Raw genomic sequence first — 20,118 nt, 5'->3', positions numbered from 1 at the left:
CCACCGGACCCGCCCCCGGACCGCACGAGGCCGCCGGCCGGCCGCCCGCCGCGGACGGCCCGTCACCGCTCGCGCCTCGCCAGCGGTACGTCCAGCGGGCGCGCGAGACCCACCACCGCTTCGTCCAACCGCTCCAGGTGCCGCAGCACCCGGCCGGTGATCCGGCCGTAGCGCGAGGCACCGTCGTCACCGGAACCGCCCAGCAGTGAGGCGAAGCTCGGCCCCGTCTCGATCCTGCCCGTGACCTCCTCGTCCGCGACCCGGGCCGCGATCACCGCGATGTTGCGCACCGTGCGTCCCGTCGCCCCGCGCAGCCGTGGATCCGCCGCGATCGAGGGGTGGGTCTGCAGCAGTTCGGCCGTCGCCGCCAGCGAGCGGGCGTGGTACGCACAGGTCTCCAGAAGTGCCACGACGTACCGCGCGGTGTCCCGTCGGCCCCGCAGCGGAGTGACCGGATGGGTGAGCGGCTGGGTGGCGGAGCGCAGATCGCCCAGCGCCTGGTCCAGCTCCCGCGCCCGGTCCAGCAGATCGACGGCGGGTCCGCCGCTGAGCTGGTCGACGGCGGCCTCGGTGACCTCGGTGAGCCGCTCCAGCACGGTGCCCAGCAGCTCGTTCGTGCGCCGGTCCGTACGCACCGGCAGGACCAGGGCCGCGGCGACCACCCCGCAGGCGGCACCCAGCGCGGTCTCCTCCACGCGCAGCACCAGCACCTCCCAGCTGTAGGTGTGCAGCAGCGTGTACAGCAGCCCCACCATCGCCGTCACGAAGAACGACATCAGCGTGTACGAGAGCGGCGCGGTGTAGGACATCGCGAAGATCAGCACCAGGATCAGGCCGAACGTCGTCCAGGTGTGCCCGCCCACCACCGTGGCCAGCGCGATGCCGGCGACCACGCCGAGGACCGTGCCCAGCAGCCGCCGGTAGCCCTTGACCAGGATCTCGCCCGTCGACGAGGTGTTGATGAAGACGATCCAGCACGTCAGGACCGCCCAGTACCAGCGCTCGGCGGACAGCAGCTCACCGCCGACGATGGCCAGCGACGAGCCCACGGTGACCTGTACGGCGGCCCGGGTGGTGGGCCGTCGCAGTCCCCTCTCCTCCTCGGCCGTCCGGTGCTCCTCCCCGGCGTCGATGGAGGCGTCCTCGGCGTCCAGCTCCTCCCGGGAGCGGGCCGTGGCAGGGGTGTCGTCCGACTCGTTCTGCGGGCCGTCCAGGGCGATCCGCAGGCCCATCACCGAGCGGGCCGACTCGCCGATGGCCCGGAAGACGTCCTGGAGGGACGGAGAACACGCCGGCAGGTTCTCCTCGTCCCGATAGGCGAGCAGGCGGTTGCGCAGGTGCGCGACCGCCGTCCCCGGCGCCCCGGGCCCGGCGAGCAGGACCAGCGTACGCAGCGCGAGCAGATCGCGGCGCAGTCCGGCGGTGGCCTCGTCCGGCACCGCCGCCCGGCCCGCCTCGGGAGCGGGCGCGCCCGGCAGGTGCAGGGTCAGCGTGTCCGCGCGTTCGGCGCTGCGGGCGGACAGCAGCAGCAGCCCCAGCCGCTCGGCCGCGATCTCGGCGTCCGCGATCCGGCGCTGCACCAGCCGCGCCGACGACTCGTCGGGGGTCCCCTGCTCCAACCGCGTCTGGATCATCAGGGCCGTCTCGTGCAGCCGGGCCGTACCCGCGCGGACGTCCTCCAGCGCCTTGTCGACCTCGTCCGGCGCGGCGTCGAGCAGCGCCAGTTGCGCCGTCACGAGCTGCGCCAACCGGGCACGGAAGGCATCCCGGAGCCGCGCCAGGAGCCCGGCAGGGGTCACGGGGACGACGGCGAACCGCATGACGGCACTGCACGCGAACGCGGCGGCCAGGGCCGCCCACATCCCGGGCAGCTCCCCGGGGGAGGCGCCGATGAACAGGGAGACGAAGTAGACCTGGAAACCGATCAGCCCCAGGGCGGTCCCGCGGTCGCCGAACCGGCGGGCGTACACCGCGCAGAAGATGAGGAGGGTGAAGAAGACGTCACCGACGACGATCCGCTCGCCCAGCACCGCGCCGAGCGACACGGCCACGAGCGCGACCGGCAGACCGAGGGCGAGCGTGACGGCCTGGGCGCCGCGCTGCTTCTCCCGGATGGCGAAGGTGGCGACCGTCGCGGTCATCGCACCCGCCACCAGCTGGGTGACACTCGCCCCCGTGAGGGCCAGCACGGCCAGCGTCAGCGCGATGGCGCCCACCGTCCGCAGTCCGGCCGTCAGCCGCAGCAGCCCGGGATCCGACGCCGCCAGGCGGTCCCGCAGCCGTGTCCGCACCGAGTGTCCCGCCGCCTTCACGCCGCCGCACACGCTCCTGTCGCTCGCGTTGATCGGGATGCCAGCATGGCACGTGCCCGGGCGGCACCCGCCCCGGGCCCCCGCCGGCAGGGTCACCGGGACGTCGGGGAACCGAACGGGCGGAGCGGCCGCGGGAGCGGGGTCACCGCACCCGCCGGCCCGCCTCCTCGACGTGCGCCCGCACCTGCTCGGGCGTCAGATAGGCATGCGTGTACTCGAAGTCCCCCAGCTTGGCGCGCTGGCGGGACTGGAAGCCGGTCCGCACGAAATCGTCCCCGGCGACCGAGTTGAGCAGCCAGTTCGTCATGACCCGCGCCTTGGCGACGTTGGTGCGCAGCGCCGTCCAGTGGTACCCGCGGGCCGCCACCTGGGCGGGCAGGCCCCGCAGTTCCACACCGAGCGGCTTGGACACGGCGTCGGTGCCGCCCAGGTCCACGACCAGCCCGAGGTCCTTGTGGTGGTACGGCCGCAACGGCCGGCCGGCCAGCGTCGCGATGACGTTGTCGGCGACCTGCCTGCCCTGCCGCAGGGCGTGCTGAGCGGTCGGCGGGCACACCGCGCCCTCGCCCTTGGCGAGGTCGGGCACCGCGGCGGAGTCACCGAGGGCGAACACCCCGTCGTGGCCGGGCAGACACATGTCCGCGTTGACCGCGAGGCGCCCCCGGACCGTTTCCGCGTCGAGCGTGGCGATCAGCGGGCTGGCGACGACACCGGCCGTCCAGATGAGGGTGTGGGTGGGGATCACCCGGCCGTCGGTGAAGGTGACCTCCTCGGGACCCGCCTTCGCGATGGAGACACCGAGCGAGATCTCGATGCCGCGCCGGGTGAGGATCTCCTGCGCGCTGCGCCCGAGCTTCTCGCCCAGCTCGGGCATGAGCTTCGGCGCGATGTCGATCAGGTGCCACTTGATCAGGCCCGGGTCCAGACGCGGGTAGCGCTCGACGGCGGCGTGGGTCAGCCGCTGCAGACAGGCGGCGGTCTCGGTGCCCGCGTAGCCGCCGCCGACCACCACGAACTGCAGCCGCGCGGCCCGCTCGGCCGGGTCCTCGCTGGCGTCGGCGAGGTCGAGCTGGGCGATCACGTGGTCGCGGATGTAGGCGGCCTCGGCCAGCGTCTTCATGCCGTAGGCGTGATCGGTGAGTCCGGGGATGTCGAAGGTGCGGGTGATGCTGCCGGGGGCCAGCACGATGTAGTCGTAGGGTTCGGTGACGGTCCGGTCCGTGATCGTGCGGATGACACAGACCTTGGACCTCAGGTCCACTCCGATGGCCCCGCCCGGGATGATCCGGGTGCGGTACTTCGTGCTGCGGCGCAGGGAGAGGGCGACCGACTGCGGTGTCAGCACACCGGAGGCGACCTGGGGGAGCAGCGGCATGTAGAGCTGGTAGGAGGTCGGTGTCACGAGGGTGATGTCTGCTGCCCACGGAGAGAGTTTCCGCTCCAGCCGGCGAACGCACGCCACGCCGGCGAAGCCTCCGCCCACCACCAGGATCCTGGGTCGTGTCACGGTGTTCATCCCTTTCTGTGGCTCCGCACGGTCTGCCCCGAACGTCGACGCCCTTCGCGTTCCCCGGGAAGGCTGCCCTGCACCTCCTCGATCGCGGCACACCCCACGTCACATCGGCCCCGAGGGGCCGGCACACGAGAACCTTCAGCACCACGATGCCCGCACCGGCGGCGGAACGCACCGGGAAGCCCGTGACACGCGCGGACCCGCCGCCCGCCGCCCGGCGGGCGCGAGGGCTCAGCCGTGCAGGTGGCAGAGGAGCAGGCAGACGTCGTCGTCGCGTTCGGAATCGCTGAGCATCGGCTGCAGCAGGCGGTCCGCCGAGCCTTCCAGGTCCGTGTCCAGTTCCGCGGGGACGAACGAGCCGAGCGCCGCCGCGAGCCGCCCGATGCCCGGATCGATGCCCTCGGCGCGCCGCTCGACCAGCCCGTCCGTGTAGAGCGCCAGCGTCGAACCCGGTGCCACCCGTTCGGTGTGGTCGGCGATCTTCTGCTCCAGCGGGATCCCGAGCATCGCGCCCGGTTTGGCGTCCAGGGTGCGCACCCGCCCGTCGGGCAGCCGCAGCACCGGCGGCGGATGCCCCGCGGCGGCCCAGGTCAGCGTGGACCCGTCCGGATGGAAACGGGCGATGACGGCCGTGGCGTACAGATGCGGCTGGAGCTGGTGCAAGAACCTGTGCAGCCGGGTCAGCAGCCGGCCCGGACTGCCGACGTCGACGGCGTAGGCGCGCAGCGCGGTGCGCAACTGGCTCATCATGACCGCCGCGTGCAGCCCGTGCCCGGTCACGTCGCCGATGACCGTGATCAGGCTCCCGTCCGGCCGGTGGAAGGCGTCGTACCAGTCGCCGCCGATGTTCATGCCGTGCGTGGCCGGCAGATACCGGGCGGCCAGGCTCAGCCCCGGAGTCGTGGGCAGTTCGGTGAGCAGGGCGCGCTGCAGCGTCTCGGCGATGTCCCGGTTGTGCTCGAAGCGGCGGGCGTTGCCGATGGCGATACTGGCCCTGCGGGCGAGCTCGAGCAGCATCACCGCGTCGTCCGGATCCCAGCGCTCACCGGGCGGCGACAGGGTGAGTACGCCCAGGGGCGCCTGGCGCGTCAGCAGCGGCACGCACAGCAGCGGCCTGCCGGGATCGAGCAGGGAGGGCGGCCGGTCGTCCACGCCGCGCAGCCCACCGGGGTGGTCGGCGGCGTACTGCGGCCGGCCGGTGCGGGCCGCGCGCACCGCGGCGGCCGGACGGGTCGGGGGGTGGTGCGGATCGTCGTCCTCGTCGAACAGCCATATGTCGACCCGGGCCGCGTACCGCGGCACCAGCAGTTCGGGCAGCCGGCGCACGATCTCGCCATGGTTCAGCGAGGCGTTGAGCACCGCGCTGGCGTCCGCCAGGAAGGTCAGCCTGCGGCGGGCGTTCTCCGCCTCGTTGCGCGCCCGGTGCTCGGCGGCGAACGCCTCCCGCTGGGCCCGCCCGGCCGCGTCCAGCTCGGCGTGCAGGGCCAGGACGCCCTGGTTGGTCTGGTGCAGCTCCTCCCGGTGGAAGGCGACCAGCGCCTCCTGCTCGGCGAGCCGGTCCAGCACCTGAGCCGTGTCCTCGTCGGCGCTCAGCAGTGCCTGGGCCAGATCGGCCGGATCGTCCGTCACCGTGCCTCCGTCGTCCGGCCGGCCCGCCTCCGGGCAGGGGACCGTCACCTCCCACGGAGTCTCCCCGGCGGCGCTCACGTCCGGCGGGGGGAACAGCACGACGTGCAGCACGCCCTCCTCGTCGTCCGAGCCGGGCGTGCCCACGGTGAGCCGCCAGGTACCGCCCTTGGCCAGGCACTGCCGCAGCCGGATGCCGAACGCCGCCGCCAGCCGGGCCCGCTCGACGGCGGGCACCCCGTGGCGGGCGGCCAGCCGTGCCAGCGAGACCCGCGCGCGTGCCGCGTCGGTCACGCTGCCGATCTGCCATACGCGGGTCATGACCGGCCCGGCGGTGCGGAGGTGAGGACGGCCACCGCGGTGTCGTCCCGTACGGGGCGGGCGGCACTGCCCGCGTCGCGGATCGTCACCGCGGCCGTCACGGCAGGGTCGGCCGCCGGGAGACAGGGGTCCGACGGCGGGGTCCAGGAGCTGGGCAGACCGTCGGTGTGCAGGATGAGCACACTCCCGGCGGACCACGCGAGATCCTCCTCGCGCACGGTGCCGGGCCGGTGGTGACCGACGATGCCGGGCCGGGAGAGCAGGGCCCGCCACCGGTCGCCCTCGCGCAGCCGGGCCCCTATGTTGCCGATCCCCGCGAACCGCAGCCGCCCGGTCCGGGTGTCGAGCTGGGCCACCGCGACGGCCGCGCCCCGGGTGGCACCCAGCTCCTCGTGCAGCCGGAGCAGTGCCTCGGCGGGGGCGAGACGGGGCCTGCGGCGCACCGCCTCCACCGCGGCGGTGGAGGCGCGTGCCGCCTCGGGGCCGTGGCCCAGCCCGTCGGCCAGCATCAGGGTGTGCCGGTCCCCGGACCTGACCCAGACCCAGGCGTCCCCCGAGTAATCGGCCCTGGCGTAGGGGACGTTGACCCCGCCGGCCCGGATCACGGGCACCGGCGGCCCGCCGTCGCCGGGCGGGCCGTCGTCGCCGGGCGACGGCGGGGCGCCGCCACCGACACGAGCCACCGCGACCGTGCCCCGGCCGAGCACGCTGTGCAGAGCGAATTCGTCCGAGAGCCGCCGGCAGGTGCCGAGGCCCGCGCCCAGCGAGCGGGTCGTGCTGAACCCGTCCCGCAGCGCGTCGGCCACATCGGCGATGCCCGGTCCGTGGTCGACCGCGGCGATCTGCACGGCCGGTGCCCGCCCGCCCTCGCGGAGCACGGACGGCTGCACGACGTCGATGAGCACCTCACCGTCCCGCGCGTGCTTGAGGAGATTGGTGGCGAGCTCCGTCGCGACCAGCGACACGGCGGCGGTGCTCCGCTCGTCGAGACCGGCCAGGGCCGCCGCGTCCTCGGCCGCGACCCGGGCGTCCCGCACCCGGGTGGAGTCCCGCACCGGCACGTTCCAGAGCCGTGGCATCAGATCTCCTCCCGCGCGCGGGGCGGCCGGTTCACCCACGAGGTCACCCGCACCGTGGTTCCCGATCCCACTGTGCTCTCGACCTCGAACTCGTGCACCAGGCGCCGCGCGCCGCCCAGCCCCATCCCCAGCCCGTCGCCGGAGGTGTAACCGTCGCTGAGCGCCCGGTCGAGGTCGGGGATGCCCGGTCCGGAGTCGGTGAACGTCAGCCGCAGCCCGCCACCGAACCCGGCGGACACCTGGGAGGCGTTCATCTGCCCGCCCCCGCCGTGCACCAGGGTGTTGCGCGCCAGCTCGCTGGCGGCGGTGACCAGCTTCGTCTGGTCGACCAGTCCGAAGCCGAGCAGGGCGGCGGCCTGCCGCACATGCTGGCGCACCCACATCAGGTCCAGGTCCGACCGGATGGGCAGGCAGGCCTCGACCTTCGAGGCGGTGGGCGTCACCGGTGCTCCCGGCGTGCGGCAGCCGTGCGGGACAGCACGACGGGCTGCTCGAGCAGTGCCATCGCCGCCTGGGTGTCGAGCGAGGTGCGCAGCCCCGGCAGCGTCAGCCCCAGCTCCACCAGGGTGATGGCGACCGCCGGCCGCATCCCGGCCACGACGGTCCGCGCGGCCAGCAGCGACGACTGTGCCGCGATCTCGGAGAGCACCCGCCCCAGGAAGGAGTCGACGATCTCCACACCGGAGATGTCGATCACCACCCCCGTGACCCCGCTGCTCGCGATGGTCTCCGACAGGTCCTGCTGGAGCTGCTGGGCCGCGCTGTCGTACAGGTCCCCCTGGAGGGTCACCAGAAGCACGTCGCCGAGCCTCAGTACCGGCACATGTCCCGCGACCGGGCGGGAGAACGCCTCGCTCACCGGCGGACCGCACTGCCGGCCGTCGCGCTCACGACGTCGACCCCCAGCTCGTGCAGGCAGTAGCCCAGCGCGTCGGCGAGGCTCGCCCGGGTGAGGACCGAACCGAGGTCGAGACCCAGGTGGACCATGGTCTGCGCGATCGCCGGACGGATACCGGAGACGATGCACTCCGCGCCCATCAGCCGGGCCGCCGCGACCGTCTTCATCAGATGCTGCGCCACCAGCGAGTCGACCGTCGGCACCCCGGTGATGTCGAGGATCGCGAACCGGGCGTGCTGGTCGACCACCGAGTTCAGCAGCGTCTCCATCACGACCTGGCTGCGGGCACTGTCGAGCGTCCCGATCAGCGGGACCGCGACGATCCCGTCCCAGAGCTTGATGACCGGCGTCGCCACCTCCAGCAGCTGCAGACGCTGCCGGTCGATGAGCGCCTGCCCTTCGCTCAGGGCCGTCTGCATGGCCACCACGCGCAGGGTGCCCATGAGCATGCTCAGCGTGGTCGCGCACTCCCGCAGCTCCTCGGGCGGGGCCTGCTCCAGGTCGGCGGCGAGGAGATTCTCGACCGGCGGCCACAGGGCGGCCAGCTCGTTCGACACCTGCGTGGCGGACAGCCCCGCGCGGCTGCGGGCCGCGGTCATCCGCGCCAGCTGCTCGCGGACACCGGTGAACCCGGCGGCGTCGGAGTCCTCGACCCGCTGCGCGTCGGCGACCTGGGCCAGGGCGTCGACGACCGCCTTGCCGGCCTCCACCGCCTCGTCGCGCGAGAGGGTGAACACCGCACGGAACAGGGGCTCGTCCGCCCAGCGCTGGGCGATCTGCTCACGCCGTCGCCGCAGGAAGTCCCTGACCTCGAGCGTCGGCGTTCCGAGCGGTTCGCCCGCTTCGCGCTCAGGCACCTGTGTCTCCTCATCGTCGTTGCCGCACCGAGCCCGTGAAGGTGCCGAGACGGTGCTGTGACCTTTTCGGACGACCACTCTAACGACGCCCCGGGCCGGTGCGGCATCCCGTGCGGGACGAGCGGCCCCGCGGGCGGTTTCCCCCGGGTCTCTCAGGAACCGGGTTCCCGCGGTGCGCCGGAAAGGGAGTCGACGCGCCCCAGAGCCTCCTCGAGGCTCTCGGACAACGGAACCGTGATGCTCACGCCGGTCAGGTCCAGGACGCGGCGCACCGCAGGGAGAGGGGAGATGATCTGCACGCTCCCCGGCAGATCACGGGCCTCCTGATAGACACGCAGGACGATGTTCATACCGGACGAGTCCATGAAGGGGACCGCCGACAGGTCCAGCAGGAAGTGCCGGCGCCCGTGATGGAACTGGTTGGCCAGATGGTGCTGGAACTCCTTCGCGGTGTCGGCGTCCAGGTATCCCTGAACCGTCAGCAGGACGGTGTCCTCCCGGGGCACGGTCACCTCGACGGACAGCGGGTTCGGAACCATGGACACGAATTACCTCCCAGACGAGCCGGCGGCCCGGATACGGCCGCACGTGCGGCCGCCTACCCCCGCATCGCCGTGTCATGCGGTGCCCCGCACACCGGCCCGGCCCCGCCCAGGGCCGGTTTTGTGGCGGCGCCCGCCGAATGCACCGGCTCCAGCCGGGTAGTTGGCTGCTGTGGAGACGGCCGGGCCGACGGGGGGCCCGCCCGCTCCGGGAGCGTCGTCCACCGGGGAGGCAAGGAGCAGCGTGTCCAACGACAGCATCTGGTCATACGCGCCGGAGCTGGGTCCCGCCCAGGGGCAGGATCTGGACCTGACGGGATACACCGTCGTCGCGAGCGACGGCACCATCGGCCATGTGGACCGGCAGGCCGACCACCACTCCATGCGGCACCTGGTCGTCGACACCGGCGTCTGGGTGTTCGGCCGGAGCCTTCTCGTGCCGGTCGGCGTCATCACCGCCGTCGAGGCCGGCGAGCGGAGGATAACGGTGTCCTGCACGAGGGCGGAGGTGAAGGCGGCGCCCCGGTTCAGGACCGACAGCGAGACCATGGACCCCGAGTACCTCACGGCGGTCGGTGAGTACTACCGGGGGCTGCCCGGCCCGGTCTGCTGAGCGCCGCCGGGCGAACCCGCCCGGCGGCCCCCGCCGGCCCCGTCCGCGGCCGTCACCAGGGCAGGAACACATGGATGTCCTTGCCGTGGTCGGTACCGACGACGCTGACCTGGTCGCACAGCGTGTGGATCAGATGCCAGCCGATCCCGCCCCCGCCGCGGCTGGGCCGGAAGGGCCGGGGCGCGGGCGCGGTGGTGCTCGTGTCGTGCATCACCACGTGCACACCGTCGAACGTCCGGCGCAACCGCATCTCGAAGGGGCCCGGCGCGTACTGGACCGCGTTGGCGGCCAGCTCCGTGACCACCAGGAGGATGTCGTCCCAGTGTTCCGGAGCCGTCGGCGCGGACACGCGGGCCAGGTCGAAGAGGAACTCCTCCGCCACCAGACGCGCGTCGGTGACGTCGTGCAGCTCCCCGTGGAAGCCGGCGACGCGGTCCGTGATCTCCTCGGCGGCCAGTGACTTGTCCCTATACGGCTCGGATGCCATGTCGCCTTCCCTGCCCCGCATTCGACGGGCAGCCGTTCATGTGGCTCGTTCCTTTTCCTTCGTCTCCCTGGTCTGTGGGTTCCCGGGCCGGCGGAGCCTACGCGCCCGTATGTCCGTGCGCGGTGGGTGACACCCACGTCACTTCGGCGACACGTGCCGCGCGGTCAGCGGAAGACGTTGTCCGAGTCGTCCCAGACCGACGGCTCCTCCGCCGCCGGGGCCCGTTTCGGACGCGAACGCGCGTGGTACATCGCGTCGATCTCCAGCGCGTGACGTCGCACGATCTCGTCCCGGCGCAGTTTCATCGACGGCGTCAGCAGCCCGTTGGTCACGTCGAAGGGCTCCGACAGCACCCGGAACACCCGGATCGACTCCGAACGCGACACACTGCTGTTCGCCGCGGCGACCGCCCGCGCGATCTCCTCGTGCAGCGCGTTCTCCTCCCGGGCCTCCCGGGTCGGCGCGTCGCCCGGCGGGGAGAGAGCCGCCCGCCAGTGCGTCAGGAACTCCGGGTCCAGGGTGATCAGCGCCCCCACACAGGGCCGGTCGTCGCCCACGACGACGGCCTGGTGGACGAGAGGGTGCATCCGCAGCCGCTGCTCCAGGGCGGCCGGCGCGACACTCTTGCCGCTGCTGGTGATGATGATGTCCTTCTTGCGGCCGGTGATCGTCAGATAGCCCTCCGGGTCCACCCGGCCGAGGTCCCCCGTCGCCAGCCAGCCGCCGGCCAGCGCGGTCAGGGTGGCGGCCTCGTCGCCCAGGTAACCCTGGAACACCGACGGCCCGCGCACCAGGATCTCCCCGTCGTCGGCCACCCTGATCTCGCTGCCCGGCAGCGCCCGCCCGACGGTGCCGGACTTCTCCCTGCCGAGCGGCTGCATCGTCACACCGCCACCGGTCTCGGTGAGCCCGTAGCCGTCGTGGACGTAGATGCCGATGCCCTCGTAGAAGAGGGACAGGTCGCGGCTGAGGGTAGAGCCGCCCGAGGTGGCCCTGCGGACCCGGCCGCCCAGCGAGGCCCGCAGCTTGCGGTAGACCGTGCGCTCGTACAGGGAGTGCTGCATCCGCAGGTCGAAGCCGGGCCCCGGGCCCCGGCCCAGCCGCTGCCGCTCCACGGCGGCGGCGAAGTCGCGGGCCGTGCCGGCGGCCCGCTCGAACAGCGTTCCGCGTCCGGCCTGCTGGGAGGCGCGCAGGAAGTTCTTGTAGATCTTCTCCAGCAGGGAGGGGACCGCGTGCAGATAGGTGGGCCGCAGGGTCTGCAGGGCCGAGGAGAGGGACTCCGTGCTGATGTCGGGTTCGTGCCCCATCAACAGGCCGCCGCGCACGCACAGGCCCTGGACCATCAGCCCGTACACATGGGAGAACGGCAGGTAGGCGAGGAGCACGGGCTGCTCTCCCGGCGGGGCCGCCGTGTGGGCCCAGCCCGCCAGCAGGGTGTCGCAGGAGGCGGCCAGGCTGCGGTGGCTCAGGGCGCACCCCATCGCGTGCCCCGAGGTGCCGGAGGTGTAGGCGATCACGGCCGTGGAGTCCGGCAGTACGATCCGGCGCAGCGAGTCGATCATGGCCGCCGGTATGTACTCGCCGCGCGCCACCAACTGCTCCAGCGCGCCCGAGTCCAGCTGCCAGACGTGCCGCAGCAGCGGCAGCGCGGCGCACACGGACCCGACGGTCATCACCCCCTGCTCGTCCTCGACCATCACGGCCACGCAGCCGGACTCCCGGAGGATCCACTCCACCTGCTCGCGTGAGGAGGACGGATAGACGGGGACGACCTCGGCACCCACGGTCCACAGCGCGTAGCACAGGACCGTCCACTCGTAGCGGGTACGCGCCATGATCGCCACGCGGTCGCCCGGGGACAGTCCCGAGGCGACCAGCCCCTTGGCCAGGTCGACGACCTGGTCGCGGAACTCCAGCGCGGTGACCTCCTCCCAGGTCGTGGAGGCCGGGCCGGTGCGGCGGGCGAGCATCGGCAGGGTGGGGCTCTCGGCGGCCGTCTCGAAGAGACTGTCCGCGAGGCCGCCCGTCAGGGGCGAGGCGGCCCAGGGAGCGAGAGCGGGGTCGCGCATGCACTGCTCCTGACATGTACGGGCTGTGACTCGGCCGACGAGCAGAGTCATCGGCGGTGCCTGAATGTAGCCGAGCCGGGGCGTTCCGGGGCCGGGATCGCGGGAAGTGTGGCCACACCGATGATCGCGGAGCTTCCCGTGCCCCCGGACCGGACGTGAGCCGCACGGTTCGGTGACCCCGGACCGGGACGTACGCATGGCTCCGGACAGGGCGCACACATGACCCCGGACGGAGCCGATGATGGTGATCATCACGCCCGTGTATACCGCACACGGCCGGTCGGGGCATCGCCGGGCCCTCCCTTACGGGCCGTCAGGACGCCCTGTACCCACGCCGGTTGCCGTCCGGCGCGGGTACGGGGCGGGGTGCCGCCGGGGTTCACGGGACGTCGGGCACCAGCCACACCGTCGCGAGGGGCGGGAGCGTGATCCGGACGCAGCCGTCCTCGGGCTTGACCGGGTCCGGATGGGTGACGTCACCGCCGCCGTACCGGGCCGCGTCCGTGTTGAGTACCTCCCGCCAGGCACTCACCTCGTCGGGCACGCCGAGCCGGTACCCGTGCCGGACGACCGGGGAGAAGTTCGACACCGAGAGCAGCGGCCGCCCCTCGGCGTCGAACCGCAGGAACGCGAACACGTTGTCCTCGGCCGCGTCCACCGAGACCCAGCGAAAGCCCGCCGGGTCGGTGTCCCGCTGCCACAGCGCCTCCGTCGCGCGGTAACGGGTGTTGAGGTCGCGCACCAGGTCCTGTACCCCGCGGTGGTCGCCCGCCGAGTGGTACGCGTCGTCCAGCAGCCACCACTCGGGGCCGTGCTGCTCGGACCATTCGGCGCCCTGCGCGAACTCCTGCCCCATGAAGAGCAGTTGCTTGCCCGGGTGGGCCCACATGAAGCCGAGATAGGCCCGGGTGGTCGCCCGGCGCTGCCACCAGTCGCCGGGCATCTTCGACACCAGGGCCTGCTTGCCGTGCACCACCTCGTCGTGCGAGATCGGCAGGACGTAGTTCTCGCTGTAGGCGTACACCATCGAGAACGTCATCTCGTGGTGGTGGTACTTGCGGTGGACCGGTTCGTGGGAGACGTACTCGAGCGAGTCGTGCATCCAGCCCATGTTCCACTTCAGGCCGAACCCCAGCCCGCCGGTGTCGGTGGACCGGGTCACCCCGCCCCACGCGGTCGACTCCTCCGCGATCGTCACCACGCCGGGGCAGCGCCGGTACACGGTCGCGTTCATCTCCTGCAGGAACGCCACGGCGGCCAGGTCCTCCCGGCCGCCGTGCACATTGGCCTCCCACTGGCCGGAGTCCCGTGAGTAGTCCAGGTAGAGCATGGAGGCGACCGCGTCCACGCGCAGTCCGTCGATGTGGAACTCCTGGCACCAGTACACGGCGTTGGCGACCAGGAAGTTGCGCACCTCGGTCCGGGCGAAGTCGAACGTGTACGTCCCCCAGTCCGGGTGCTCCGCCCGCCGGGCGTCCCCCGGCTCGTACAGCGGGTCCCCGTCGAACCGGGCCAGCGCCCAGTCGTCCTTCGGGAAGTGGGCCGGCACCCAGTCCATGATCACGCCGATCCCGGCCCGGTGCAGGGCGTCGACCAGGTACTTGAAGTCGTCGGGTGAGCCGAGTCGCGCGGTCGGCGCGTAGAACCCGGTGACCTGGTAGCCCCAGGACGGACCGTAGGGATGCTCGGCGACCGGCATCAGCTCGACATGGGTGAACCCGAGGTCCTTCACGTACGCGGGCAGCTCGTCAGCGAGTTGACGGTACGTCAGGCCGGGTCGCCAGGACGGCAGATGCACCTCGTACACCGAGAACGGTGCCTCGTGCACGGGCACACCGGCCCGCCGCTCCAGCCACTCGGCGTCGTCCCACTCGTACCGCGAGGACGTCACGATCGACGCCGTGTTCGGCGGTTCCTCCGCGAGGCGCGCCATCGGGTCCGCCTTGAGGGCCAGGTGACCGTACCGGGAGTGCACCTCGAACTTGTAGCGGGTGCCCTCACCGATCCCCGGCAGGAACAGCTCCCACACCCCGGAGGCACCGAGCGAGCGCATCGGGAACGCGGTGCCGTCCCAGCAGGTGAAGTCCCCGGCGACCCGCACCCCTTGAGCGTTCGGCGCCCACACGGTGAAGCGGGTGCCGCTCACGCCCTGGTGGGTCATGGGGTGCGCGCCGAGCGCGGTCCACAGCTCCTCGTGGCGGCCCTCGCCGATCAGATGCAGGTCGAACTCGCCCAGTGCGGGCGGCATCCGGTACGGGTCGTGCACCTCCACGGCGTCCTCGTCCCCGTACGCCACCGCCAGGGTGTACGCGGGGATCGTGTCCAGCGGCAGGACCACGGAGAACAGGCCGTCGCCCTCCGAGGTGAGCGGGACACGCTCGCCGCCGGTGACCACACTCACCGCCCGTGCGAAGGGGCGCAGCGCCCGGAAGGCGATGCCGCCCGGCACCGGGTGCGCGCCGAGCAGCGCGTGCGGATCGTGGTGGGCGCCCGCCAGCAGGCGCCCCCGGTCGGTGGGATCGAGGGCGGGAGCGGTCCCGGGGGCCGCCGGAGCGGACGGGGCGGGCCCGGCCGACTCGGGAAGCGGGGTGTCATGCAGGGCCACGGCTTCAGTCTCCTCTCACGGCGAGGCGCTCGATCGCCGCCATGGGTACGGGCAGCCAGTCGGGTCGGTGCCGGGCCTCGTACAGCACCTCGTACACGGCACGGTCCGTCTCGTAGGCGCGGAGCAGGCCGTGCTTCTTTCGCGGGTCCCAGCCGGAGCGCGCCGCGTAGCCCGCGCAGTAGGCCTCGCGGCAGCGGCGCGCCCACTCCGGGCGCCAGGGGCGCCGCTGGCGGGCGGCGTAGTCGAACGAGCGCAGCATCCCGGCGATGTCCCGCAGGGGGGAGTGGGCGCTGCGCCGTTCGGAGAGCGGCCGGGACGGCTCGCCCTCGAAGTCGATGACGAACCAGTCGCGTCCGGCCCGCAGCACCTGCCCGAGGTGCAGGTCACCGTGGATGCGCTGGGCGGCCGGCCCGGGGTCGCAGAGCGCGAGTGCGGCGAACGCGGCCTTCAGGCCGGGCACGAACGGCTGGAGGACGGGGACGGAGTGCGCGGCGGCCGTCAGCCGCTCGGTCATCGCCGTCGCCGTCGGCCCGTTCTCCCCGGGGCCACCGACGGGGAAGGCCGAGGCCAGCGCCAGGTGCACGTCCGCCGTGGCCCGGCCGAGGGCGTACGACTGGGCGGTGAAGTCGTCCCCGGCGGCCAGTGCGTCCAGGGCCAGCGTCCAGCCGTCGGAGGCGTCCCGCAGGAACGGCTGGAGGACACCGAGCGTCGCCTTGAACGGATGCGTGGTCCGCAACCAGGCCACCGGGGCGGGAACCCGGTGGCAGCCCTGCCGGGACAGCGCGCCCGGTACCTCCAGATCCGGGTTGACTCCGGGCTGGATCCGCCGGAAGACCTTCAGGATGAACTCCTCGCCGTACACCAGCGAGGAGTTGGACTGCTCGGCGTCCAGCAGACGTGGTACCAGCCCGGCGCCGGGCCCCGGCTGGGCCGCGTCGCACTCGAAGTGCAGGGGCCCGGTCGTGCCGGGGTACCGCAGCCGCTCCAGGAGCAGCTGGGCCGAACGGGGGTCGTGGAGGGCGTCGTAGACCGTCCGCCCGGCCAGCGGCCCGTCCTGCACCCTGCCGATGAGGGCCCGGCCGAGGCGCGGCGTCGGGTGCTCCCGCACACCGAGGAGGAGCTGGTAGCAGTCACCGGCCCAGGGAGTGTTGCCGGGGGAGGGCACGCCGCCGTGGCCCGCGTGGACCAGCAGGTGCAGACAGCCCGGGAACAGCTCCGTCATCGACAGCACATGGAGGTCGGTGACGGGACGGTCCTTGCCGGCGAACCAGCGCTGCCCCGGCAGCCACTCGCGCAGCAGCCCGGTGAACGACTCCATGGACCCGGCGGGTGCGCTGCGCGGGCGCAGGAACGCGGCCTTCGTCATGGTGACGCCTCCTCTCGTCGGCGCACGCTCACAGTCGTCGGCCGATGCGGGGTCGAGGTGCGGTTCGGGTGAGCCGGAACCAGTAGAAGCCGTGGCCCCCCAGGGTCAGCAGGTACGGCAGTTCACCGACGGCCGGGAAGCGCACCCCGCCGAACAGCTCGACCGGATGGCGGCCCGCGAAGGCGCTCAGGTCGAGTTCGGTGGGCTGGGCGAAGCGGGAGAAGTTGTTGACGCAGAGCACCAGGTCGTCTCCGTTTTCCCCGTTCGGGGGGGCCTCCCGCAGGAAGGCGAGGACCGCGGGGTTGGAGGAGGGCAGCTCGGTGTAGGTGCCCAGGCCGAAGGCGGGGTTCTGCTTGCGGATCTCGATCATGCGGCGGGTCCAGTGCAGCAGCGAGGACGGGGAGGCCATGGACGCCTCGACGTTGCTGACCTGGTAGCCGTGGACCGGGTCCATGATGGTGGGCAGGAACAGCCGGCCCGGGTCGCAGGAGGAGAAGCCGGCGTTGCGGTCGGGGGTCCACTGCATCGGGGTGCGCACCGCGTCGCGGTCGCCGAGCCAGATGTTGTCGCCCATGCCGATCTCGTCGCCGTAGTAGAGGATCGGCGAGCCGGGCAGGGACAGCAGCAGGGCGGTGAAGAGTTCGATCTGGTTGCGGTCGTTGTCCAGCAGCGGGGCGAGCCGGCGGCGGATGCCGATGTTGGCGCGCATGCGGGGGTCCTTGGCGTACTCGGCCCACATGTAGTCGCGTTCCTCGTCGGTGACCATCTCCAGGGTCAGTTCGTCGTGGTTGCGCAGGAAGATGCCCCACTGGCAGCCGGCGGGGATGGCGGGGGTCTTGGCGAGGATCTCGGAGACCGGGTGGCGCGATTCGCGGCGTACGGCCATGAAGATGCGGGGCATGACGGGGAAGTGGAAGGCCATGTGGCATTCGTCGCCGTCGGCGGTGTAGTCGCCGAAGTAGTCGACCACGTCCTCGGGCCACTGGTTCGCCTCGGCCAGCAGCACGGTGTCCGGGTACTGGCTGTCGATCTCCTTGCGCACCCGCTTGAGGAACGCGTGCGTCGCGGGCAGGTTCTCGCAGTTGGTGCCTTCCTCCTGGTAGAGATAGGGCACCGCGTCCAGCCGGAAACCGTCGATGCCCAGGTCCAGCCAGAAGCGCAGGGCCGCCAGGATCTCCTCCTGGACGCGCGGGTTCTCGTAGTTGAGGTCCGGCTGGTGGGAGAAGAACCGGTGCCAGTAGTACTGTCCGCGCACCGGGTCGTAGGTCCAGTTGGAGGCCTCGGTGTCGACGAAGATGATCCGCGCGTCCGGATAGCCCTTGTTGTCGTCGGCCCACATGTAGTAGTCGCCGTAGGGGCCGTCCGGGTCCTTGCGGGACTCCTGGAACCAGGGGTGCTGGTCGCTGGTGTGGTTCATGACGAAGTCGATGATCACGCGCATGCCGCGCTGGTGCGCGGCGTCGGCGAACTCGACGAAGTCGGCGAGGTCACCGAAGTCGGGCAGTACGGCGGTGTAGTCGGAGACGTCGTAACCGCCGTCGCGCAGGGGTGACTTGAAGAAGGGGGGCAGCCACAGGCAGTCGACGCCGAGCCACTGCAGATAGTCGAGTTTGGCGGTCAGCCCCTTCAGGTCGCCGATGCCGTCGCCGTTGCTGTCCTGGAAGGAACGGACCAGGACCTCGTAGAAGACGGCCCGTTTGAACCAGTCCGGGTCGCGGTCTTTCGCCGGTGTGTCCTCGAAGGTGTCCGGTACGGGCTCGTTGACGATCATGGCGTTCCCGCCCCTCCGGCTCGCTGTGCGGCGGTCGGTCGCTGGACGTGCAGGACATGCGCGGGAGCCCGCCCCGGTTCCAGACGTACGTAGTTGGTGCTGCCCCAGTGATAGGTCTCGCCGGTGAGCTCGTCGTGCACCGGCACCGACTCGTGCCGTTCCAGGCCGAGTTGCGGCATGTCCAACGAGACGGTGGCCTCCTGGGTGTGGTGCGGGTCGAGGTTGGCGACCACCAGCACGACATCGGACCCGCTGCGCTTGCTGTACGCGATGACGGCGTCGTTGTCGGTGTCGTGGAAACGGAGGTTTCTGAGTGCGCGCAGGGCGGGGTGCGCCCGTCGGATGGTGTTGAGCCGGGTGATCAGGGGGGTGATGGTCTCGCCCCGGCGTTCGGCGCCCTCCCAGTCGCGGGCGGTGAGCTGGTACTTCTCCGAGTGCAGGTACTCCTCCGAGCCCTCCCGCAGCGGGGTGTTCTCACACAGTTCGTAGCCGCTGTAGATGCCCCAGGACGGCGAGAGGGTGGCGGCCAGCACGGCGCGGACCTCGAAGGCGGGCCGGCCGCCGTGCTGCAGGTAGGCGTGCAGGATGTCGGGGGTGTTGGTGAACAGGTTGGGCCGCATGGAGCAGGCCGCCTCCCCCGACAGTTCGGTGAGGTAGTCGGTCAGTTCCCGTTTGGTGGTGCGCCAGGTGAAGTAGGTGTAGGACTGCTGGAAGCCGACGGCCGCCAGGGTGTGCATCATCGCCGGGCGGGTGAAGGCCTCCGCCAGGAAGATGACGTCGGGGTCGGTGCGGTTGATGTCGGCGATCACCCGTTCCCAGAAGGCCACCGGTTTGGTGTGCGGGTTGTCCACCCGGAAGATCCGCACGCCGGCGGTCATCCAGTGCCGCAGCAGCCGCACGGTTTCGGCGGTCAGGCCGTCCGGGTCGGTGTCGAAGGCGAGCGGGTAGATGTCCTGGTACTTCTTGGGCGGGTTCTCCGCATGGGCGATGGTGCCGTCGGGGCGGTGGTGGAACCACTGGGGGTGTTTGTGCACCCAGGGGTGGTCGGGGGAGCACTGCAGGGCGAGGTCGAGGGCGACCTCCAGGCCGAGTTCGCCGGCCCGGGCGACGAAGCGGGTGAAGTCGGCCAGGGTGCCCAGTTGGGGGTGGACGGTGTCGTGGCCGCCCTCGGGGGAGCCGATGGCCCAGGGCACGCCGACGTCGTCGGGGGTGGCGGTGAGGGTGTTGTCGCGGCCCTTGCGGTGGGTGGTGCCGATGGGGTGGATGGGGGGGAGGTAGACGACGTCGAAGCCCATGGCGGCGATGGCGGGCAGCCGGCGGGCGGCGGTGGTGAAGGTGCCGTGCGGCTGTTGGGGGGTGCCCTCGGAGCGGGGGAAGAACTCGTACCAGGAGCCGTACAGGGCGCGTTCGCGTTCCACGAGCAGGGGCATCGGGTCGCCGGTGGTGAGCAGTTCGCGCAGGGGGTGGCGGGCCAGGACCGCGTCCACCTCCGGCGTCAGTGCCGCCGCCAACCGGGAGGCGCAGGGCAGGGAGTCGTCGTGCAGCCGCTTCGCCGCGGCGAGCACGGCGGAGCGGCCGTCGCCCTCGGGTACCCCGGCTGCGGCCCGCCGGTACAGGTTGCCTCCCTCCTCCAGCACCAGACCGGTGTCGATGCCGGCGTGCACCTTGATCCGTGCGTGGCGGCGCCAGGTCGTGACGGGGTCGCTCCAGGCCTCGACGCGGTAGGTCCACCGGCCCATGGTGTCCGGGGTGATCTCCGCGCCCCACCGGTCCGTGCCCGGCGCCAGCTCCCGCATCGGGACGAACGGCCGCCGACGGCCCTCGGGATCCTTCAGGACGACATGGGCGGCCACCGCCTCGTGCCCCTCACGGAACACGGTGGCCGTCACCTCGAACGTCTCACCGACGACGGCCTTCGCCGGCCGTCTGCCGCATTCGACGGCCGGTCGGACGTCCCGTACGGGGATACGTCCGATGGTCCGCGTCGTCTTCATGGGTCTGCACCTCCGCCGTGCTCGACGCCGGGCCGGCGCCCGGTCGTGGAAACCAAACTGAGGCG

Annotated in this window: 15 protein-coding genes; 1 reads left to right on the top strand and 14 read right to left on the bottom strand. The window is 72.2% G+C overall.

Annotated features, from left to right (window positions below; genetic code table 11):
* Positions 1-62: 62 nt before the first annotated feature.
* The 8 genes from ACTWJ9_RS32265 to ACTWJ9_RS32230 all read right to left on the bottom strand — a co-directional run bounded on the left by ACTWJ9_RS32265 (position 63) and on the right by ACTWJ9_RS32230 (position 9,145).
* Positions 63-2,312, bottom strand: coding sequence for an FUSC family protein (locus ACTWJ9_RS32265; RefSeq protein WP_443296094.1), 2,250 nt, complete (start codon positions 2,310-2,312; stop codon positions 63-65).
* Positions 2,313-2,454: 142 nt separating this feature from the next.
* Positions 2,455-3,828, bottom strand: coding sequence for an NAD(P)/FAD-dependent oxidoreductase (locus ACTWJ9_RS32260; RefSeq protein WP_279337622.1), 1,374 nt, complete (start codon positions 3,826-3,828; stop codon positions 2,455-2,457).
* A 228-nt stretch (positions 3,829-4,056) separates the two neighbouring features.
* Positions 4,057-5,772: a PP2C family protein-serine/threonine phosphatase gene (locus ACTWJ9_RS32255; RefSeq protein ID WP_279337623.1), complete on the bottom strand. Its 1,716-nt coding sequence runs from the start codon at positions 5,770-5,772 to the stop codon at positions 4,057-4,059.
* Entirely contained in the window at positions 5,769-6,851 is a 1,083-nt protein-coding gene (locus tag ACTWJ9_RS32250; RefSeq protein ID WP_443296092.1) for a SpoIIE family protein phosphatase, read from the bottom strand. Before ACTWJ9_RS32250 ends, ACTWJ9_RS32255 begins: the two co-directional genes overlap by 4 nt.
* A complete protein-coding gene (locus tag ACTWJ9_RS32245; RefSeq protein WP_279338154.1) occupies positions 6,851-7,234 on the bottom strand; it encodes an anti-sigma regulatory factor in 384 nt (127 codons plus the stop codon). The genes ACTWJ9_RS32250 and ACTWJ9_RS32245 overlap by 1 nt, the downstream gene beginning before the upstream one ends.
* Before the next feature lie 56 nt (positions 7,235-7,290).
* Complete coding sequence (locus ACTWJ9_RS32240) at positions 7,291-7,710, bottom strand: STAS domain-containing protein (RefSeq protein WP_279337625.1); 420 nt, start codon at positions 7,708-7,710, stop codon at positions 7,291-7,293.
* Positions 7,707-8,606, bottom strand: coding sequence for an STAS domain-containing protein (locus tag ACTWJ9_RS32235; protein ID WP_443296091.1), 900 nt, complete (start codon positions 8,604-8,606; stop codon positions 7,707-7,709). Before ACTWJ9_RS32235 ends, ACTWJ9_RS32240 begins: the two co-directional genes overlap by 4 nt.
* A gap of 152 nt (positions 8,607-8,758) precedes the next feature.
* A complete protein-coding gene (locus ACTWJ9_RS32230) occupies positions 8,759-9,145 on the bottom strand; it encodes an STAS domain-containing protein (protein WP_387038278.1) in 387 nt (128 codons plus the stop codon).
* A gap of 247 nt (positions 9,146-9,392) precedes the next feature.
* Between ACTWJ9_RS32230 and ACTWJ9_RS32225 the strand changes: the two genes are divergently transcribed.
* On the top strand, positions 9,393-9,761 hold the full coding sequence (locus ACTWJ9_RS32225) for a PRC-barrel domain-containing protein (protein WP_279337628.1): 369 nt from the start codon (positions 9,393-9,395) through the stop codon (positions 9,759-9,761).
* A gap of 52 nt (positions 9,762-9,813) precedes the next feature.
* On the opposite strand, the gene ACTWJ9_RS32220 is transcribed toward ACTWJ9_RS32225, so the two are convergent.
* From ACTWJ9_RS32220 to ACTWJ9_RS32195, 6 genes are all read right to left on the bottom strand, one after another.
* A complete protein-coding gene (locus ACTWJ9_RS32220) occupies positions 9,814-10,248 on the bottom strand; it encodes an ATP-binding protein (protein ID WP_279337630.1) in 435 nt (144 codons plus the stop codon).
* A 164-nt stretch (positions 10,249-10,412) separates the two neighbouring features.
* Complete coding sequence (locus ACTWJ9_RS32215) at positions 10,413-12,317, bottom strand: AMP-dependent synthetase/ligase (RefSeq protein WP_279337631.1); 1,905 nt, start codon at positions 12,315-12,317, stop codon at positions 10,413-10,415.
* A 379-nt stretch (positions 12,318-12,696) separates the two neighbouring features.
* The gene (glgB, locus tag ACTWJ9_RS32210; RefSeq protein ID WP_279337632.1) at positions 12,697-14,922 is read right to left on the bottom strand and encodes a 1,4-alpha-glucan branching enzyme; all 2,226 of its coding nucleotides are present in this window, start codon (positions 14,920-14,922) and stop codon (positions 12,697-12,699) included.
* 4 nt (positions 14,923-14,926) lie between these two features.
* Positions 14,927-16,288: a maltokinase N-terminal cap-like domain-containing protein gene (locus ACTWJ9_RS32205; protein WP_279337633.1), complete on the bottom strand. Its 1,362-nt coding sequence runs from the start codon at positions 16,286-16,288 to the stop codon at positions 14,927-14,929.
* 28 nt (positions 16,289-16,316) lie between these two features.
* A complete protein-coding gene (treS, locus tag ACTWJ9_RS32200; RefSeq protein ID WP_443296090.1) occupies positions 16,317-18,059 on the bottom strand; it encodes a maltose alpha-D-glucosyltransferase in 1,743 nt (580 codons plus the stop codon).
* On the bottom strand, positions 18,056-20,053 hold the full coding sequence (locus ACTWJ9_RS32195; RefSeq protein ID WP_443296089.1) for an alpha-1,4-glucan--maltose-1-phosphate maltosyltransferase: 1,998 nt from the start codon (positions 20,051-20,053) through the stop codon (positions 18,056-18,058). The genes treS and ACTWJ9_RS32195 overlap by 4 nt, the downstream gene beginning before the upstream one ends.
* Between the last annotated feature and the right edge of the window lie 65 nt (positions 20,054-20,118).

The organism is Streptomyces sp. GDS52 (assembly GCF_052246875.1).
GTDB lineage: Bacteria > Actinomycetota > Actinomycetes > Streptomycetales > Streptomycetaceae > Streptomyces > Streptomyces cathayae.
This window is presented reverse-complemented; position numbering and strand designations above follow the sequence as displayed.